The 18534-nt window shown below is 45.6% G+C and carries 15 protein-coding genes; 6 read left to right on the top strand and 9 right to left on the bottom strand.

From position 1 onward, the window contains the following. Window positions 1–2 precede the first annotated feature (2 nt). The 5 genes from ACLJRH_RS21840 to ACLJRH_RS21860 form a co-directional block, all read right to left on the bottom strand. Window positions 3–2393 (bottom strand): Ig-like domain-containing protein, encoded by a 2391-nt coding sequence (locus tag ACLJRH_RS21840; protein WP_000694552.1) that lies wholly within the window; start codon window positions 2391–2393, stop codon window positions 3–5. 401 nt (window positions 2394–2794) lie between these two features. Continuing rightward, window positions 2795–3046 carry a hypothetical protein gene (locus ACLJRH_RS21845; RefSeq protein WP_000115760.1) on the bottom strand — a complete coding sequence of 84 codons (252 nt, stop codon included), beginning with the start codon at window positions 3044–3046 and terminating at the stop codon, window positions 2795–2797. A 32-nt stretch (window positions 3047–3078) separates the two neighbouring features. After that, the gene (locus ACLJRH_RS21850; RefSeq protein ID WP_001107529.1) at window positions 3079–3267 is read right to left on the bottom strand and encodes a hypothetical protein; all 189 of its coding nucleotides are present in this window, start codon (window positions 3265–3267) and stop codon (window positions 3079–3081) included. A gap of 236 nt (window positions 3268–3503) precedes the next feature. Beyond that, window positions 3504–3935 (bottom strand): hypothetical protein, encoded by a 432-nt coding sequence (locus ACLJRH_RS21855; protein WP_001251242.1) that lies wholly within the window; start codon window positions 3933–3935, stop codon window positions 3504–3506. A gap of 103 nt (window positions 3936–4038) precedes the next feature. Beyond that, window positions 4039–4554: a hypothetical protein gene (locus ACLJRH_RS21860; protein ID WP_012695482.1), complete on the bottom strand. Its 516-nt coding sequence runs from the start codon at window positions 4552–4554 to the stop codon at window positions 4039–4041. Between the two features lie 331 nt (window positions 4555–4885). Here ACLJRH_RS21860 and ACLJRH_RS21865 point away from each other — a divergent pair, with 331 nt between their 5' ends. The 5 genes from ACLJRH_RS21865 (at window position 4886) to ACLJRH_RS21885 (ending at window position 9990) form a co-directional block, all read left to right on the top strand. Continuing rightward, window positions 4886–5650, top strand: a complete 765-nt coding sequence (locus ACLJRH_RS21865) for a hypothetical protein (RefSeq protein ID WP_000277498.1) — start codon at window positions 4886–4888, stop codon at window positions 5648–5650. Window positions 5651–5730: 80 nt separating this feature from the next. Further along, window positions 5731–6492, top strand: a complete 762-nt coding sequence (locus tag ACLJRH_RS21870) for a methyltransferase (RefSeq protein ID WP_001447802.1) — start codon at window positions 5731–5733, stop codon at window positions 6490–6492. Between the two features lie 93 nt (window positions 6493–6585). Next, the gene (locus tag ACLJRH_RS21875; protein WP_000149862.1) at window positions 6586–6849 is read left to right on the top strand and encodes a hypothetical protein; all 264 of its coding nucleotides are present in this window, start codon (window positions 6586–6588) and stop codon (window positions 6847–6849) included. A 43-nt stretch (window positions 6850–6892) separates the two neighbouring features. Continuing rightward, entirely contained in the window at window positions 6893–7336 is a 444-nt protein-coding gene (locus tag ACLJRH_RS21880) for a hypothetical protein (RefSeq protein WP_000491821.1), read from the top strand. 233 nt (window positions 7337–7569) lie between these two features. Further along, window positions 7570–9990 carry an Ig-like domain-containing protein gene (locus tag ACLJRH_RS21885; RefSeq protein WP_000681217.1) on the top strand — a complete coding sequence of 807 codons (2421 nt, stop codon included), beginning with the start codon at window positions 7570–7572 and terminating at the stop codon, window positions 9988–9990. Between the two features lie 2077 nt (window positions 9991–12067). On the opposite strand, the gene repHI2 is transcribed toward ACLJRH_RS21885, so the two are convergent. Both repHI2 and ACLJRH_RS21895 read right to left on the bottom strand, forming a co-directional pair. Then, window positions 12068–13156 carry an IncHI-type plasmid replication initiator protein RepHI2 gene (gene repHI2, locus ACLJRH_RS21890; RefSeq protein WP_000159528.1) on the bottom strand — a complete coding sequence of 363 codons (1089 nt, stop codon included), beginning with the start codon at window positions 13154–13156 and terminating at the stop codon, window positions 12068–12070. 1107 nt (window positions 13157–14263) lie between these two features. After that, window positions 14264–16720 (bottom strand): Ig-like domain-containing protein, encoded by a 2457-nt coding sequence (locus tag ACLJRH_RS21895; RefSeq protein ID WP_001232713.1) that lies wholly within the window; start codon window positions 16718–16720, stop codon window positions 14264–14266. Window positions 16721–17092: 372 nt separating this feature from the next. Here ACLJRH_RS21895 and ACLJRH_RS21900 point away from each other — a divergent pair, with 372 nt between their 5' ends. Beyond that, window positions 17093–17719 carry a hypothetical protein gene (locus ACLJRH_RS21900; RefSeq protein WP_000966518.1) on the top strand — a complete coding sequence of 209 codons (627 nt, stop codon included), beginning with the start codon at window positions 17093–17095 and terminating at the stop codon, window positions 17717–17719. Window positions 17720–17776: 57 nt separating this feature from the next. Here ACLJRH_RS21900 and ACLJRH_RS21905 read toward each other — a convergent pair whose 3' ends face one another. Next, window positions 17777–18058 carry a hypothetical protein gene (locus tag ACLJRH_RS21905; RefSeq protein ID WP_000535423.1) on the bottom strand — a complete coding sequence of 94 codons (282 nt, stop codon included), beginning with the start codon at window positions 18056–18058 and terminating at the stop codon, window positions 17777–17779. Then, window positions 18045–18488: a hypothetical protein gene (locus ACLJRH_RS21910; protein WP_001805248.1), complete on the bottom strand. Its 444-nt coding sequence runs from the start codon at window positions 18486–18488 to the stop codon at window positions 18045–18047. Before ACLJRH_RS21910 ends, ACLJRH_RS21905 begins: the two co-directional genes overlap by 14 nt. Window positions 18489–18534: the final 46 nt, after the last annotated feature.

The raw sequence follows: 18534 nt of genomic DNA on the forward strand, positions 1-18534 counted from the left end.
GTTTATGTTTGAGGGAATTCTATAGTAAATGTGGCCGTGCCAGATTGACCACTTACAGCGGGAGTAACGGGATATGTGCGCTCTTCACCATTACCAAGATCCAGTGACAGCGATTTAGTTTCACCAGGCTGGACCGTAACTCCGGCAACCGTAACGCCGAACTGGGCGTTTTTCTGAACAGTCAGGGTTCCGTTTAACTGTCCGGTAATGATAGAACCGTCCTGACGACGCAACACACTGGTTCGGATGATGGCCAGCGGCGTGTTGTCCGTTGCTTTCAGTGCTACGGCTGTGGCCAGCGTCTTGAGATTATCCAGCATAATCAGGTTAGCTGGCTGGTAGGTAAAATTAAGCGTTTTAGTGGTCCGGTTACCTGATTCGTCAATAGCCAGAGCCTCCAGATGATACATCTGTCCCGATTCGTCAGTATTGGGGAAGATTCTGGGGTATTCAGGAATAAAGACATCCTTGGATAGCGGCGTGAATGCAAGGGTGACCTTTTCAGAGTTAGGTCCACCAGCGAGCTGAAGCGATATCAGGGAAGCATCCCCAGAGGCATCAGTAACGCTTATGCGTAGGTTCTCAAGCCCTTTAACCAGTTTTCCTTCTGCGTCTGCGCCATTAAAGCTGAACGCAATAACCGGAAGCGTTGAGTCAATTTTCAGCGGTGCATTAAGCGTTTTGGTTCCTGTGTTTCCAACAAGATCCGTGGCAGACACGCTAACAACCGTATAATCCCCGTCCGGTAGACCAGCGTATGAGAAAGTGGCGTTTTTGGTTTTATAATCGCTTTCACTGACAGTCACAGGCTTCAGGGTGAAAGTTTCCCCCCGGGCATTTTTAAGGGTGGCTTCGAAAACTTTGGTATCCCAGTAGCTGATGTTCCAGGCGTTGACGCGATCATTATCGGTGGCCGTCATAGTGATTGTCTTGGAGGCCTTGTTTACCTGAGCGACATTAACCACCGGTGGGTTGTTATCCCAGATAACCGTAAAATTACCAGCAAGCGCATCGAATATGCTGTCACCATCTTTTCCCGAGTAAAGATGCAGATACTCAAATCCTTTGTCACTGGTGTAGTTGAAGTTAACCGTCATCTCGCATGAACTTTGTCCGACAGGAATAGTGCAGAACCAGGCTGCATTTTTTACCGTTCTGAACTTTTGCACGTATGGTCGGGGTTCTGCGGTTACCTTTATGCGGCTAATGGTGGCGGTTTTAACGCTGATTGAGGCCTGAGTTAACCACTCACTGGTATCACTCCGGTACATCTCTTTAGCCACTATCTTCGGGGCTATTTCCATCGCCGGGGCTGGAGTGAAGTTGAGGGAGTTATGATGAATTCGTCTTACTCCTCCCGCCAGAGTCTGAAATTCATGATAAGTATCCCCCACATTTGGATATATGTATTTGAAAGTATAGATATTATAAGTGCTATCGGACGTCTGGAAATTCGAGTCCGCCCAGCCATATTTGGAACCGTTAACAGCAGTAAAGTCACTTTTCTTCCTTAATACCCGTACGGAAATAGGGTTCTGGAAGACGGTCATGCCAGACTGATAGGAGACCCATGATCCGGTAGTGGCGTCCTGCACCTGGATGATATCGTCAGGCTTAACCCGATCAATTACGCTTCGGCGGCTTAGTTCGCTCCTGTTTCCCGCTTTGTCATAAAGGTAGATCCCCACTTTATATTCAGAGCGGTTTTCCGGTGCCAGGGCATTGCTGCTTGCGTCGGCGACTTGAACGGTTACGCTACCTTCCACTGTATTAATTTCCGCTGGCTTTTTACGCTCCACTCCAGCGGCATCGGTTATGAAATATTCAGCATTAGCAAGCCCGGAACCTTTATCACTCAGTCCATTAAAGACCAGTGCCTGGACGCTGGCGTACTGCATACCGGCTGGTACTGAAGTGAAGATCGCTTCGCTGCCAAAGTTCCACCCATTTCTCGTATAACTTATGGTACCCGTTGCCGGAGGCGTTCGGTCAATTGCAAGCGGGTAATCCTGCCGGGAGACCTCCTTCCCTTGCAAGTCGGTAATCACCTCTCTGAGGGTGAAGCTATCTTCTCCCATCGCTGGTACGGTCAGAGTCTTGCCGTAATAATCAAAGCCTGTCGAAGATGTGGTACGGTCATCAACGGTAACCAGGCTGCTTTTCGTGCTCCAGATGAGGCTCCCGTCACTTTTCAGCAGACTGAGCGTAATATAACGGTCCAGACCGGAAATAACGGCAACGTCAAAGCTCGTTACCGGATTAATCCATACGGATGCAGGCGATACGGTCTTTTTAACGTTCAGGGTATCTTTAAAGCTGAATTCTGCGATTTCAGCGGAAGCTCCTGCGCTGAAACCTGCAAATGCAATAAGCAGGGCTAGTTTGATTTTCATGGGTTGTCTCCTGATCAGGTTCCCCATGATACTTTTTCAGTGTTCGTGATCTTTTCGGGAAAATAGCTATTTTTGATGTTTTTCTTTTCTGCCCGGCGGGACTTTTTTGTTTACGTGAATGCAACAAAACCAGAAAAGTTACTTTTTGATAGGGTAAAATTAGGTTTCCCTAATTTCCAGAAGCAAGCGAAAGCAGAACTAGCTTAATAGCCATTAAGAACGCCATACCTATTGATAAATAACGCTCCTTACATTTAATGATTTGAGCATTTAAAAATGAATTAGCGAAAGAATTTTGGTTTGCTTTTTATTGCATGAGTAAAACAGTATTAATAATCCGGAGCCATTAGAACGTACTCTAAAGACTCCGGTATACAGATATCTTGCCAGTAAAAATGGCCTTACTCCTCATCATCCCCCAGCGCTTTTTTGATGGCGCGGCGGCGGGCTGCATCACCTACACGATATCCGACTGAATATACGTCATTCAACCGGCGCAGAATAAGATTTATTTCCTCATCCTGAATGTAGGCAGGTAAACACAGAACCACGTCGCCATCTTCATCATAGACTCGAACAACTTCCTTCTGCCCATCTCGCTCGCGAATAATCTGGACATGCTGAACCCTGGTGTATTCTGGGTTTACGCTCATTTTAAGTATCTCTCTGTAATTGTTGTTACCAGTTAGCTATAAGCCGGATAATTCTGGTATTCAGTGTTCTGCACAGCAATCGCCTGCTCGTGGATCATTGACACTGCCAGGCGGGCTTTAACTCGCTTGCTGGTGAGAAAACGCTTCACTTCTTTAAGTTCGCTGCCAGCCGACAGCATATTGAAGACATGCTGTTTGAGACTGTTGTTATTTTTGGCCACTTGTTTCTCCATCATCTTTGTACATGGTTATTTCAGGCTGGCCTGCCAGATCACACACGTTATCCATATGCTTTTGGACCCAGTCTGTTAGACCCAGACCTTCGGCCTTTGCCTGATTGACGTAACGCAGTTTACGTTCAGGGGTAACCCGCATCTGTAGTTGTGCCGTCGCTGGAACCGCCTCTTTCAGGGCGTTAAGGCCCCTCTGATCACGGGCCTGAATTGATGGTTTACCGCTAGGCATCTGATGTATCGCTCTCCCGGCGAGCGGTGGACAGCTCTATTTCTTTTGCGATAGCTTTATCTATGGCATCCAGCTGCATGGCAAACTTGATTTCAAGCGAACAGCGTAATGCCTTCAGGGCGCGTTCTTTGGTGCTGTATTGTGGTATGCCGTTCTGGCTACCATTCATGCCTCGCATGCGGCGGGAGGTTGCATCGACAACCTCTCCCTCTTCCCGTGTGCCGTGAACCGTAGTTCCGCTCCATGTCGGATAAACAGTGCCAGTGGCGGTGTTGAAGCTCCAGCCGTTTTGGTATTCCCCCGAGACCTCTGGTACGGGCATATCGCGTTCAACGCCATAGTCAGACCAGCGTAAAGCGCGGTTTATTCTGGCCTGTGCCACCAGCTCATCATACGCGGCTTGTTCTTTTTTATTCATCGCCATTTAGGGCAATCTCCTTAGAGGGGAATTAGGTGTTATATCGGTACGTAAGTGCTTTTCAGGCCTAATCTCTGACAAGGCCTGATGTGCCAGACTGCCGTTGCATTCACCGTTTTATGGCGGTTGACAGAGCCTCATTAAGAGCCGCAATTAGCTCAGGCGAAGTCGGCTCCAGATTTTTGGAAGCGTTCAGCAGCTCCTGAAGTGAAGAGATTTCCTTTGGCTCCACCTGGTTTGTTTCAGGTGCCGTTTTTTGCACTTCATCCAGTGTACGCTGTGCACCGTTATCCAGCACCAGCACCCCCCCGGCACGAATTTCTGAAATGGTGCGCAACGTATACATCAATTTATCCCAGACACGGCTACCAACCTCGAACCCGGAATCAGCTACTTTTTCTTCATTATGCTTTTGAAAAATTTCTTCTAACCAAGTGGTGAAGCGCTTTCCAAAAGTATTGGCGGCTAAAGAAGTGCAGGAATAAACCTGTTCGACCTGTTTTGTTCCATTTTTATCAGTGAATGTAATGAGACCGATTCGGCCACTGTTAACAGTGTAAAAGCGAGGTTGAAAGCCAGCTTTGAGAAGGTTTTCAATAGCTGAAAAAAAATCTTTTTTGAGCATCGGTTTCAAAATGGTTTTCCTTTTATGCCCGGTGCCGCCGGGGCGGTGGCGTTAAATATACGCCATGTAAGTAAATTAATTTATACCCATTTGATTGTCAATACAAACAAAAAAACAAACCATGTTTATTATTTTATCAACGATGCTATTTTAAAGTCCGTCTAAAATAAAAAACCAAAAAGTTAAATTTGAAGCCGTCCTTCCTAAATTCATTTCTTGCGCATATTAGCACCCTGCTTTAAGTAAATAATTTTTGAAAAAGTTGTCTGGAGGTTATTAGCTCGTGCATCTGGATTGGTAATATAAAGCCAACACAGAAAAGGAAAACAAAATGTATAAATTAGTATCTCCTCGTGAACTGACTGAGATTATTACCGGTTTACTGCTTAAACCTGAACTCCTTGGTGAGCTGGACTCACCAGAAAAGCATCGGATGTTTATGGCAGATTTAGGCCGCGTGGTGGCCGAACATTGTGGAGGTCTGGTAAACAGCGTCGTCTTGCCAGGAACAGAAGTTACAGTGTCGGATGGGTTACCGCTTAATGGCCAGCCGGTACGTTATCTCGGAATCAAAGAGAACATCCCTCACCTCCTTGTAGAGCCTGATGCTTCCTTACCTTCGCTCGCTAAAAACGTCTGGATGTATGCAGATCCTGAAGGCTGGAAAGAACATTTTGGAGCTGAGGAAGACTGCCTTACTCCTGAAATGATGCAGCTGTTCCGTAAAGGTATCCAGGCTCTTCAGAAAGAGCATGACACCCCTGAAATTAGCCTCACACTTCAGGACTGGCGCCTGGAGGAGGAAACACTGCCAGAAGAGGACAGTCAGGCCTATCAGGTCAGCGTTACCGGCCAACATAACATCCACTGTGAAGTTGTTAACAAGGAAGGTAACCCCTGTTTTGGTGTCATGTTCGAAATCGATCAGGGTGTGCCTGCCTTACACATCAACACCGGCGGGGATATGTTGCTCCACATTCATTGCGCCCATAACGGACTCGTTCTGACCCCTGATGCAAGCGGTCAGCGATTTGATAAGGCTCCCGTTGACCGCTTCTCTTATAACAGCCCATCCCTGCTGTTGTCTGCCGACTAACCAAGGCCAAATCTGAATTGTCCCGTTTAAGTAACCAACCCGCTGCCGCCAGGCGGGTAAATCCTCTTAATGGAGTTTTAATGCAAATCTCAACTGAAGTTCTGAACGTCTTATCTCGCTGCCGTGCTGAAGGGAACTTTCTTTTCCTGGCCGACCAGCTCGACCGCAGCATTTATGTTAAGACAAACAAAGTGCTCGAAGCCGCCGGTGGCAAATGGAACCGAAAAGAGCAGGCACATATTTTTACGGCGGATGCAGCTGAGCGTATCGAGCAAATCATTCTGACAGGTTCGGTTGACATCCCACGAGATCTGTTCAATTTCTTCCCTACACCTGAGAATTTAGTCACAGATATGGTTCTACGCGCTGAACCAGCTGCCGGGGAGCGTGTACTGGAGCCAGAGTTTGGTGATGGCCGCATTCTGAAAGCCTTAAAACTGGCGGCTCCGGATGCATTGATTACCGGGATCGAATTGAACGATGAGCGATTCCTTGCAGTGAAGAACGATAGTGTCCTTAGCACAGGAGTCGAGCTGGTGCATACCGACTTTCTTGGGTACCAGCCCGATGAAACTTTTGATGTTATCGTTATGAATCCACCATTCCTTAAACGCTCTGACGTTAAACATGTCATGCATGCCATCGCAATGCTCGCTAAGCGAGGTCGCTTACAGGCCATTCTGTCAGCTGGGGTATTGTTCCGGGAAGACACACTGACAAAAGCGCTCAGGGAGCGAGTCAAACAACTTGGCGGACAAATTTCGCCTCTTCCGGATGATACATTTAGGGAGTCCGGAACAAAGGTCAAAACAGCCCGCCTTGAAATTGATCTTCGCCGCTAACTGACAAGCAACCGGAAAGAAATCTTAATACGAGTAGCCGGTTAAAGTTACCTGACCGGCTTAACTGACTAAATCAATAAAGAGTGAACAGAAATGACGCATACTGCCGTTTCTCAGGCTAATAGTGCTTTGCAGCTACCCACGGTGGAGCATGTCTACGCTCTTCTGAAAGCAAATTGTAAACCTGACCGCTTTGACGGGCGTGACGGACCCGTGTGGGGCCAGGAATACTCGTGGAATCTGGCAAAAGATCGCTTACAGGATCTGGAGAAATACGGTAAGGCATATGTCTCCCGTCATGAAGACCGTATGGGGGAAGGATTTAGTTTTGGTCCTGACCTGTTAATTATTCGCTAACGCTCCTAATGCCTGATGATATGGTAAGCACAACTGGAAAAATATGTTTTCAAAGCCTATGACCACTTTCACACCAGAACGTATTGAACAAATTTTGGAATTTGCCGAGGGTAGTAACCCAAGCGAAGCAATGAGTCTCAGAGCTGACGAAGTTGCTGTACTGGCACGTATTGGAAAGGCAGTTATGTCGATTGCGCCTGTTTATCAGTGCGAGTTTTGCCACCATGACGCAACCGGGCAACTTCAGTGGCACTGGGAAGATGTGAACAAAGCTTTTTATGATAAATACGATCCAGACAGACGCGGAAGACGTCGAATCCTCTATACCGCCCCGCCGATGCCTTTAGTTTCGGCTGACCTGCTTAACATGGCTTCATCTGCTATTGAAGACTTGCTCACTAACAAAGACAGAAGTGGTGCGGGAATGTGGAATGACATTCCAGAACAGCTACGACGCGCAGCTAATGCGATATGTGGATGCCGATAGTTTCAGGCTAATGTTATAAGTTTTGCAATCGTTGCCAGTTTGGACACCACAGAAATGTCAGATGTAATTCCAAAAAGAAAGATTTCCGTCCTGAACGCACAATAAGGTTTGTCGAAAGGCAAATTATAGATTTGTAATTTCGAGCACCATATGGAGAAGTTTTTTATACTTTTACGAACATAGTGACCTTTAGGAAAAGCTTAAAATAACACCAAACCTAAAGGGGAATAAGAATGAAACATCTCGCTTTTATTACTGCTGTAGCCGGACTCGGTATGTCTGTTCAGGCCCCAGCTCAGATATATGAATCGGCCTTTAAAGACACGAACGGTATTGAGATCCACGCCCCGTCTTCTCGTCTTATGCTTAATCCGGCATCACCGGTAACTTTGACACTTATTTCAGGTCTTGATCGTTTCGTTAATGTCAAAGTCACGAAAGACACTGGAACTGTCATTCTTAATACTACGACTACACGGACGGGTGTATCAGACCGACTAACAGCTGCTGACGGTAGTGAGTTCTACGGCAAAAAAGTAACTTTGCCTGCTTTGGGTGAAGGCAAATTTGTCGTTCAGATAAACGTGTTAGATCTCAATCAGAAGCCTGTAGCGACCTATAACTATAACTGGCTAATTGATGTCACCCCTCCAGCGGCAAATGCTCTTACCGCTAATACTGGTTCTGGCTCTACCGCTGGTGACGTGTGGAAGCTTGGATTAGAGGCAACGGGGCAGTATGACTTCACCTCTTCGGGCGTAAGTGATGCAAATGGTATTGATAAGGGCCTAATATATATTTACAGGCAGGACGGTAGCCTCTACAGCACTACACAGATGCAGTATGACGTATCCGGCCAAAAGATGTACCACACTTACTCTAAGAATTCAGTTAAGGGAACCGGAATACCAGACAGCAACCTGGATGAAGACTTTACTGCAAAAGTTGTTATCTTCGATAACGCAGGTAATAGCCGAACGCTGCCAACTCAAAAATTTCGCTACGACAACACGCTGGGTGAGATGACACTGTGGGCCGTTCATGATCCAAATACGTCTTCCAGCGTCGTACCCGGGGTTTCTAATTATCCGGCTTACAAAGCCGGTATGGTCGTTAACGAAAACCCTATTCGATTAGTCTACCGGATCCCAAAATCTAACTACCGTGCTTATTCAGAAGGTGGGCTTCAGTTCATCAATCAATATTCCGCCCCCAAAGAGATAGCTGTAGACAGCACTTATGCTTATGTTGAAATGACTCTTCCCTATGGCTCAATTAATGGGGATATGGCTCGTATGGCGAACTTTGGCCAGTGGGGAGGGTATTATCCGTCATACAGCCTCGTTCTAAACCCATCTGCAAACCAAACGCCTGCATTTGCGGGTACCTGGGTAGATTTCCTCGATGATAAGGGGAACTGGGTTAAGTGGAAGGATTTTGAGAGTGTGGCTTCATCACGACTGCCAATTAAAATTTCCCGACTTCGTTTTAACGTTGAAGCCCGGCCCTTTGCACAAGAGATCGGCGGTAAGGCGACCTGCACCATTCCGGCAGGAAAAACCTCGTGTGAAGCGCCTGAGACGTTTGATATGGCCTTGGGTACCCAGGGCTACAATAGGATCCTTTACTTCGTTCGCAGCATCAGCAATCCCATTTTGCGGTCTGAGCAATGGATTATGACACGCTGGAACAATAAACAACTGCCGGTAATAAACTCGATATCATATGACGAGACTAACAAGCAGCTGGATGTACTGGCGTCACTTGAAGGCGATGGTAACTGGTTCGACTCGGTCTCATTGAGGGAATTTTATCTTTCCGATAAGAACACCGGTACCCGGATGTCACCCACAGGCGTAATCAAATCTCGTATCTCAGGTAACTACACGATTGCTTATGATTTATCCCGTCAGTCTGAAGGAAAATACAACGTTGAGGTCAACATCAGGGACTTCTTCCAGAACCAGACCAATAAAACTTTCGGAGAAATTGCTCTGGATAACACTCCTCCGACAGTGGCCATAACATTCGACGGAAAGCCGGTAAAAGACGATACGGTAGTGTACGGCCTGGAGAACCTCAGGATCGCTCTGGCAGATAATCTGACAACCCCGAGGATAACCCGTCTTCAGCTCGTAGGTGGCCCCACAGCTGATAACGTTGAGCTTACGTGGTCACCGGCAGGCAAAGATACATACATGCCTGAGTATCCGAGGCTGTTCCCAAATTTCGAACCATCTGAAAATTATTCAATTAGCGTAACAGTTGCCGATAGTCAGTCGAATACCAAAACCTATACTCAGAAGTTCAGTTATCTACCGAATAACCTTGTGCAGTTACATAATCTACGCACATTATCGGTCAGTTCGCCTCTCAAAACGACAGATGGCGTACCCCTTGCGTACCTGTCCACTAACGTTCTGCGTAAGACAAATGGAGAAATTGCTAAAGGGGTCCAGAACGCAACGCTGACTGTGCGGAAGGATGCAGCCTTCGGTATTAAATTTAACGGGGCACAGGCGGCTCCAGGTGAGTCAGTTGAGGTGCAAATAGATATGGGCCAGGGGGATAATCTTCTGTTACCCGTTTATCCTTCCGAAAATGGGAAAGTTGGCACCTCAGAATTCATGATTCAGATCGACGAGTTGAAGTAACTACCCGGAGCCGACAGTAAAACTGACGGCTTCAATTTTACTGCCCTCCTTGACTCCGATCAGCCAGTACGTCTTCAGAGATTCGCAAGGAAGAACCGAAAGAAAAGTTACTTTAATCGTACGTTTCCAGCGATGCTTTTAAAAGACAATGCACACTCGTTGATTACGACAATGGGAGTGAGTGTCGAAACCCTTGAGTAAGGATACCCGGTAAATATACAGCCCCGGGGATCCTCTTCCTTCAACCGGGGATGACAACGGTAGTGAGTCCGGCAACTCACTCCCGTTGTCACTTCTCTGACATATCGTCATACGAGCTTACTCAAGTGCATCCACAAAGATGGGATCGTTTTGAATCTAAACTGGTACTGGTTAGCCAGTCACTTGCATCTATTCCCCCGTCGATACTTAAGTGACAATTGTAGTGATCTGCAATACTGGTGTCTCAGAAACACTGACGACGGTAGAGACTCAATACCCTAACCCCTGACAACAGGAGTGAGCTTAGAGGTGTTACGCTGCTGTCACTTAATGCTTGGGAATTGCCTGACTCACAACCATTGTCATCCGGAGCTACTGATTAACGTTGAACCGCTGGACTTTAATGACAGTGGTAGTGATGGATAGGCTCATTTCCATTGTCGTCATTTTATCGGACAAGCCTCTTCGTCCTACAGGTTTAAGCTGACAATGGTAGTGATTGGATGATCTCACTACTGTTGTCACTCAGTTCTTTGAGCGGACCCTTCCCTCGGTTGGTCGGCATTAACAACGGTAGTGACTCGATTGGCTCACTGCCATTGTCATCGTGTAAATGACGTACCTTATCAGCTCAGCTGAAAGCAATGACAACGGAAGTGACTCTAATTGCTCACTGCCATTGTCGTCGTGTCTATTGAGAGCCTTATCAGTGCACCTGAAAAGCAATGACAACGGTAGTGATTCTAATGGCTCACTACCGTTGTCACCGTGTGTATTGAGAGGATGGTCCACTTAACTGGACGTCTATGACAATGGTAGTGACTTTAATAGCTCACTACCATTGTCGGCGTGTGAATTGAGAGGATGATCAGCTCAGCTGTACGGCCATGACAATAGTAATGACTTAATGAGCTCACTACCGTTGTCACCCTGTTAATTAAGAGGCTCATCTGCTCTTCTGGAAGGCTATGACAACGGAAGTGACTTGCTGGGCTCAGTGCCATTGTCGCCGTATGAATTGAGAGGATCATCCGCTCTTCTGGATGGCAATGACAACGGTAATGACTTAATAGGCTCACTACCGTTGTCATCCTGTAAGTTAAGAGGTTGATCTGCTCAACGGGACGACTATGACAACGGTAGTGACTTGCTGGGCTCACTACCATTGTCACCCTGTGAATTGAGAGGTAGATCCGCTTAACCAGACGTCCATGACAACGGTAGTGACTTTCTGGGCTCAATACCGTTGTCACCCTGTGATTTAAGAGGTTGACCCGCTCTACTGGACGGCCATGACAACGGTAGTCACTTTCTGGGCTCACTACCGTTGTCGCCACATAGAATGAGAGGAGCATCAGCTCAGCTGAACGGCAATGACTACAGTAATGAGCTGGATGAAGCATAACCATTGACATCTGGCCCAACCGGAAGCCGTATTCGCCAATCCAATCGAGATTCACAATGGCCGTGACTCGCCGCATTAAGTTCCGGTGTCCTCCCAAAGCTGAACGCACACTCGGAGGACAATGACAATGCCAGTAAGGTACACATCATTACCATTGTCACTATAGCTACCAGAGAAGCCGGGATTTGAATGTCGATGGTAGTGAGTGGGTCAACTCACTGCCATTGTCACCCCGTTACGATATTTTCCGTTGGATGTACTGGCCAATGAAGTAAAGCGTAGAAACCGGGTGTTAACAGGTGACTCAGGAGAAAGCGTTGAATTCGCAATCTCGATCTACATAGGGTGGTAGAGAACAATGACAACGGTAATGACTTTTGACTCATTACCGTTGACGTGAAAGAGCGGGCTGGGACTAACGAAAATCGAAGAAGTAATTTAGCACCCGGAGCCTGAACCGCCGGGTTAACTTTAGCTGGCGTTGCTGTTCTTTTTCTGGCTTCGAAGACTACGAATATAGCGCAGTTCTTCAGCGGTTAAATCATGGACGGTAAGAACATCATCGCCGTCTATCGGGTCAGCTGGTGGGCATAACTCACCTTCTAAAACAGAAGACCCTGAGTTCTCTTCTTCATCTTCAACCACTTCTAAAGGAGGCTGAGTATTGTTCAAATTCAGATCGGGATCCCGCTTATGAATCTGGAAGTATACTTTTCCGTCTTTCTTAATTTCGGTGTACTGGAGGTATCCTATCGATGCCAACTCTTCAAGAGCCTTTCTCACGGTAGCATTCTGACTATTTGCTCGTGTTTTGAGGTTCAGACGATTTTTCAGCCGAGTAAGGGATATCGGTATAGGATTTGGCGGTAATGACTCTATGAACGTATAGAGAGCCTGGGCGCTTTCCTTCTTGGCCAACTCCTTAATTGCCTTCAGCTGCATCAAAACCTTATGATCGTATTGATAGAGCTCGAAAATCTTAGGATCAACCTGAAGGACAACCTGATCTGATTCCGGGTCTAACAGGGCAGACTGTACCAGATGCGTTGTATAGACTTTGGACGAGTTATTACTGGTGAACGACAAGGTAACGGATGCTAACCTGCGTAAGGAGGCGTCTATACGTTTTCTGGACGCTGTAGATGAGCGATAATTTTCAGGCGTACATAGCTTGAGGAATTCAGTGAATTTTAAGCTTATCGTGTCATTGTTAATCGGATGATTGGCATAGGTTCGAATGATGCCCATCCACGTCTTAAAATCTACTGACATATCAAGACGCTCACCGACAATTGAAATATTGGTGAACCCCTCGCTCTCCATTAAAGAGAGCGTCTGTAACTCTTTCGTTGCGTCAAAGCCAACCGTTTTATATTCCCGATTTTGACGCCCCACACTCTTTGGTGATGGGACGAACAGCCCGAGCCGCATCAAAGCAATAGACTGCACCGTACGGTTGCTGTTAGGACGCAAAATGATGTCTTTACCTGATTCTTTCTCTCTAACAGAGAAAGCCCTGGTGACCAGGTCCTGCTGCTCAGTATCTTTCTCTTTAGTCATAATAAGTTATCACTGAATGTGTAAACAGATTGGTGAATAGTAAGCCCCAGCGAACTCTATGTCACTGGATGGATCATTGTGATGATCCATATCTGTGCATAAGTTCTACCTAAAAAAACGACTCCACTCATTAAAACTTGGCAAAAACTCTTTGCATACAATGACCTGCAACTCTTATCAACAACGGATCAGATCAAGTTAAAAAGATCTAATGAAAAGTCACTACTATTGTCGCTCTGATCACTACTGATGTCAAAAAACTCATTACCAACGTTATAATAATCACTACCAATGTCAAAATAATCACTACTGTTGTCACTGATCACGTCTCAGGCCTTGTGCCGTCTGGCCTGGAGGCAGCGGGGATCTCTTTTGATCTATCAGGAACACTAAGGTACTAATTATTGGAACTACCTTGTGGAAAATGGGGATAAATAAATGCTTAGTTCTTATACAGGTCTCAACTTGCCTCCCTGATAAAAACTGTCGTCAAAGCTAAATCACAGCCACAGGCATTTTCGGTGGATAAATTTTTGAGAAATAGAAGCATACATGCAGACTCGTGTCGCAAGTAATTGAAAGTAATAATTTATTTAAATAATGCGAGTCACCTTACCTTACAGTGGAAGTTTAAGTCTAACCTCACTACCATTGTCACTTAAAATCATTACCAACGTCGAAATAGTCTCTACCATTGTCTTTTAAGTCACTCCCGTTGTCACTTATGTCGCTACTGTTGTCAGTGACAATGCTCCAGCCCAGTAACCATGCGGCCTACAGCGTACCGGGATCTTCTTTGTACTCTCTGGCACCTTTGGGATCATTTATTGGATCTACATGAGGGATAAAATCTTTTGACGATTTCGTAGTGCAGTTATACCAGCGACTTAGCAAGACAAAAGCTGCAATTTAGTGACGAGTTACTAGTCTGCCCAACAAGAGCAATGCAGAGAAGATATGTGGTGAAATGACCATGGTAGTGAGTCTAATCACTACCATGGTCCGCAGTAAGCGTTACTTACGCAATGAACGTCGGACTGATTTGCAACAACATGGGCTACGGCGCATCAGAAGACGGCCGTTGTGCTTCAGCAAAACAGCCCTGCTTTATTTTAATTCTTCAATGTTAATCATGAACTCAGATCTGCCTGTAAGGCCGGATACAGCAGGGAAAATAGGAAAGCTACGGCTGTCCCCGAGCCCCAAATCCAGTTGAAGCTCTTTGCTTTCACCTGGCATCGCAGAAACACCATTTACAGTCACGCCGAATGCAGCGTCCTTACGGACAGTAAGCACTGCGTCCTGAAGCCCTGTAGCGATTGAACCATCCTTTTTACGCAGCTGGCTGGCATACAGAACAGCCAGAGGAGTATTGTCAGATGTTTTGAGAGAAGCATTGACAGCTAAGGTTTTCAGATTCTCTAGCCTGACGAGATTGTTTGGAAGGTAGTTAAATTCGACTGAGCTTTCTTTAACGTTGTTCATCTCATCTTTGGCCTGAACTGTGAGAGTGTATGTTTCGCCTTCATTAAGAGACGGAAAGATCTTGGGATAATTAGGTGCATACAGGTTGTTTCCCAGATTCACCCAAGACAATTCCACCGCATCAGAAACAGGGCCACCGCGAAGAGTCATACGGCTTAAGGATGGTTTAGTTAGAGCATCGGTGAGCTGTATACGGACGTTCTCCAGCCCATATACTGTTACGTTTTTGCTGATCGGTTTTCCTTCGTAGCTAATACTTACAGATGGTGCTGTATTATCAACGACAACAGTTTGATAAGGGAGGTTACCGGTATTGTTGAATGTATCTTGGGCATTAATTACCACGTTATAACTGCCTTCTGGTACCTCTTTCATGTTGAACTCATACGTGTAGTTCCCAGACGCCATATTTCTACCTGTTTGTTTGCCGGTTACGCTTATTTCTGCGTTGTTACGGTTTTTATCTGACAACCAAACTCGATTTACATAAACATGGTCGAAATATGAACCATCTCCAGGTTGATTCACGTAAACCTGGAGAATGTTGGTGGTTTCAATGTAATCAAATCCAGTGACGGAGGGACCCAGTGTATGCCAGGCTATATTCTCCCATATAGGGGCAAAGAAGGTTGCTTCGGTGGTTGACCTTACTTCATAGCCACTATGAAGATAGCCGGTAGTGCCATTTATAATATCCTGGGGCAAAGAGACGGTACAGGTTGTTGAGCCAGCTGGAATACTGCATGTTGCTCCGCCAGTGATTTTTTGATCATATGGCCTAGCCTGTACATTGAACCGGATATTAGTAAGTTTTATAGGCATATCAGATGCCTTGAACAGGTTCCAGTTTACGCTGTTGAACCATGTTCCATCAGCCTTTTGTCGTTCTATGGGTGAACTTCCCCAAGCCGGACTCTTTACAGAGGCAGGATCCCAGTTGAGCCAGCTGGCATACTGACCAAGATCTCCTCCAGACCATTGATATGTATTCACAGGTCTATAGTAGTTTCCATCTAAGGCACCCTGTGGCAGCTTAACTTCCACGTAGACATAGGTGGCATCTTCGGAAAGGACCTGTACTCCGCCATAGTTATTGGTAATGCTCATGCCACCATTTCGATATGGCTTCCAGTTAGTTCTTGGGATACGTATAACCAACTTGTAGGGGTTTTCCAGCACTGTAAGGCCTCGTTTAAACGGGACGTATCCCGAAGAAATGCCGGGTACAACACTGGTGCTTACACGTGAGTCATGAACTGCAAATGGCGTAAATTCTCCCATTTGATCGTCATATAAAAACCGCTGGGGAGGAATGTTAAGCGTATTTCCTGCCAGGTCCGTAACGATGAAATTGAAGGTGAATTCTTCATCAAGATCACTTGAGGGCATGCCAGCCTGGGTGTTCATATCTTTAATCCACGGATAGAACGCACGTTTATTGGCTGTGTCATAACTCAGGTTATTGTCGGAGACCACAGAACCATTACTTCGTTTAATGACAAGACGGATCTTGGCAATTCCACTAGCATCCTCAATACCGTCTGCAAATATAGAAAACTGGCCACTACCGCCTCGGCCCAACTCCCAAAGTGGCCCAGAAAGTACCATGTCGTAACCTGCGTTTTGACTCGGATAAATACTCTTATAGCGTGGAGGAGTTGTATCAACGATGAAATGATAAGTAGATGTGCTCACTACAGTCTGGCGAATATCCAGAGTTTCATTGACTACAGTAAAGGTCCCTTCTCCGAGCGCCGGTAGAACCATATCCTTTCCATAGTATTCTGTTCCATCGGCAGCAACGATACGATCTGCAACGCTCGTTTTGGTCGAGACGGAGGAATACATAACCTTTTTATCGCTGTCTCGTGTGACCGTCACTCGCTCGTACCGATCAAGACCCGATATCAAGTTCAGAGTCAAAACACCAGCGGGATTAAGATATGTTTGTGTTGCAGGCTTAATATTCCGAACAGCCTTATTGGTATCTGTAAATGAGTAGCTAAATACCTGAGCATGTGCCGAAGATACAGTAGCAAGGGCAGTTGCAACCATGCAGCCAATTAGAGTTTTACGCATATGATGCTCCGGGAATAGGTTATAGCCTTATTCTACGGATTCAGCCTACAAGGTCCGGTCGGATAAAGTGATAATTTGCCTGTTAAAAGAGACATCAAGTGAGAAAGCAACCAACGTACAGAATGCAAAATGGCGGCAGTGCATCTGGATGACGCAAAAGTAACTTTTTGTACCCACTTTTTTGGATTTTAGCCTTCAAAATGAGTATTCAACCAATCATAAAAGTAACTTTTGATAGACGCTGCTCCTTTATGTTTGCCAATTGTGCTGATATGTTTTTAAATTCAAGGAAGCGAGATTTTAAAAGCATCTGTTGAGTCAAATTTATGTAAAATAACAGGGTAACCATCACTTCTAGGTTGAGGAAACCCAATGTTATACATGCTCTTATGCTGTTTTCTGATGCTCAACAGTACATTCGTTATGTTCAGAGCAATGTCTGCAATAAGTAAAGGATCCGCTAAAGAAAACCGGTCTGAAATATCGCTGATAGTCCTAGCAACACTTGGAATTGCATCACCATTCATTGTCGCAATGATTACTATTAATGAAAGTATGACATCTAAAACAGTAACAGATTTTTCTTTGGGTGCTCAGTGGTCCGGAATGGTTTCAGCGGTAGCGCTAATGGGGTTATATGCTCGACGCGTTTGGAAAGAGAAGAAGTCCTTATTTACTGGCGCTTTCCTGGCCTCTTCCTTAATGGCCTTTATTTTTACTGACAGCCTTGTTTTCGTATCCCAGAAGGACACCGGCGTTCTGGCTACTTTCGTACTCGATAAAAACGCTGGAGATATTGATTGTAGTCGCCCGGCTATGATTGTCCATTACAGTAAAGGTGTTCCAACGGACTGGCGTTGCCCAACCAGTATCATGTTGATGGCGTATTCTTCATATCCTTTTTTACCTTGGCCTGAGTATAGCCATGGTACCAGCCAGTCTCTTACGGTTGTTATTGATACATTTATGGAAAACGCTGTTAATCTCAGTCAAAAATAATAAATAAACCTCTCTAGTGAGAGGTTTTATAAACCTGAGCCACCAATCTAATTAACTCTATATTTTTGTTTTAGCTTTTTTAAAGGTAGACTTACCGAATAAAACAGCAATTATAGAGCAAAGGCCTGGCGTTAGGACAAAAGCTAATAATGCACTGCCAAAACTTGTCATTTCAGGCACCACGAACCAGCTGATAGGCCACGTCAGGGCAGGTAAATTTAGCGGATCATAAAGCGCATGTAGAGCGCTTAACACACAGTAAAGTGCTAAAAAGCAAACTAGATAAACAACGATCCACATTTTAATTTGCTCAGCAATTTCAAATTTAGGACTGCCCATGCTTTACCTCAGTGGCTGAATATTGATGGTTAATATCTTTAATCACCCGTAAGCACTTAGTGCATACCTTAGTTCGATTTGTCTGCTTGTCCAGAGTGTATTTAACTTCAAGTTGACCTCCAGCATTAAGCAAAGTGAGCATCTCATCTTCTAACACGCTTCGGTAAATGGTCTTGTCCGAGAGTGTGCCCGGTAACGAGTACTCAACATAATTGTTTGAAACTCTTACCGATTTAGGGATTTTACCACTGAGCTGGATTTCATTCGTTGAAGGCATTACAGTTACTTTAATCACAGTTGCCGGTGACCAGAAATCCTGATAACGCACTTTATGAATTTTATCAGCTCTAAGGCCTAACCACACATTTCCGGCGATAAGAACAATAAGCAATCCATAAACTGATCGTCGAATGTTACGCCTTTTAATCACAATGTCCCCCATCCCTCAAATATCATTCTAAATAACTGCACCAGGA

The sequence above is a fragment of the Salmonella sp. SAL04162 genome, from assembly GCF_046551535.1.
Classification (GTDB): Bacteria; Pseudomonadota; Gammaproteobacteria; order Enterobacterales; family Enterobacteriaceae; genus Salmonella; species Salmonella enterica.

Excerpts from the sequence above, each read along its gene's own strand:
- ACLJRH_RS21840 (WP_000694552.1), bottom strand. The coding sequence starts at position 2,393 with ATGAAAATCAAACTAGCCCTGCTTATTGCATTTGCAGGTTTCAGCGCA.
- ACLJRH_RS21845 (WP_000115760.1), bottom strand. The coding sequence starts at position 3,046 with ATGAGCGTAAACCCAGAATACACCAGGGTTCAGCATGTCCAGATTATT.
- ACLJRH_RS21855 (WP_001251242.1), bottom strand. The coding sequence starts at position 3,935 with ATGGCGATGAATAAAAAAGAACAAGCCGCGTATGATGAGCTGGTGGCA.
- ACLJRH_RS21860 (WP_012695482.1), bottom strand. The coding sequence starts at position 4,554 with ATGCTCAAAAAAGATTTTTTTTCAGCTATTGAAAACCTTCTCAAAGCT.
- ACLJRH_RS21865 (WP_000277498.1), top strand. The coding sequence starts at position 4,886 with ATGTATAAATTAGTATCTCCTCGTGAACTGACTGAGATTATTACCGGT.
- ACLJRH_RS21870 (WP_001447802.1), top strand. The coding sequence starts at position 5,731 with ATGCAAATCTCAACTGAAGTTCTGAACGTCTTATCTCGCTGCCGTGCT.
- ACLJRH_RS21875 (WP_000149862.1), top strand. The coding sequence starts at position 6,586 with ATGACGCATACTGCCGTTTCTCAGGCTAATAGTGCTTTGCAGCTACCC.
- ACLJRH_RS21880 (WP_000491821.1), top strand. The coding sequence starts at position 6,893 with ATGTTTTCAAAGCCTATGACCACTTTCACACCAGAACGTATTGAACAA.
- ACLJRH_RS21885 (WP_000681217.1), top strand. The coding sequence starts at position 7,570 with ATGAAACATCTCGCTTTTATTACTGCTGTAGCCGGACTCGGTATGTCT.
- repHI2 (WP_000159528.1), bottom strand. The coding sequence starts at position 13,156 with ATGACTAAAGAGAAAGATACTGAGCAGCAGGACCTGGTCACCAGGGCT.
- ACLJRH_RS21895 (WP_001232713.1), bottom strand. The coding sequence starts at position 16,720 with ATGCGTAAAACTCTAATTGGCTGCATGGTTGCAACTGCCCTTGCTACT.
- ACLJRH_RS21900 (WP_000966518.1), top strand. The coding sequence starts at position 17,093 with ATGTTATACATGCTCTTATGCTGTTTTCTGATGCTCAACAGTACATTC.
- ACLJRH_RS21905 (WP_000535423.1), bottom strand. The coding sequence starts at position 18,058 with ATGGGCAGTCCTAAATTTGAAATTGCTGAGCAAATTAAAATGTGGATC.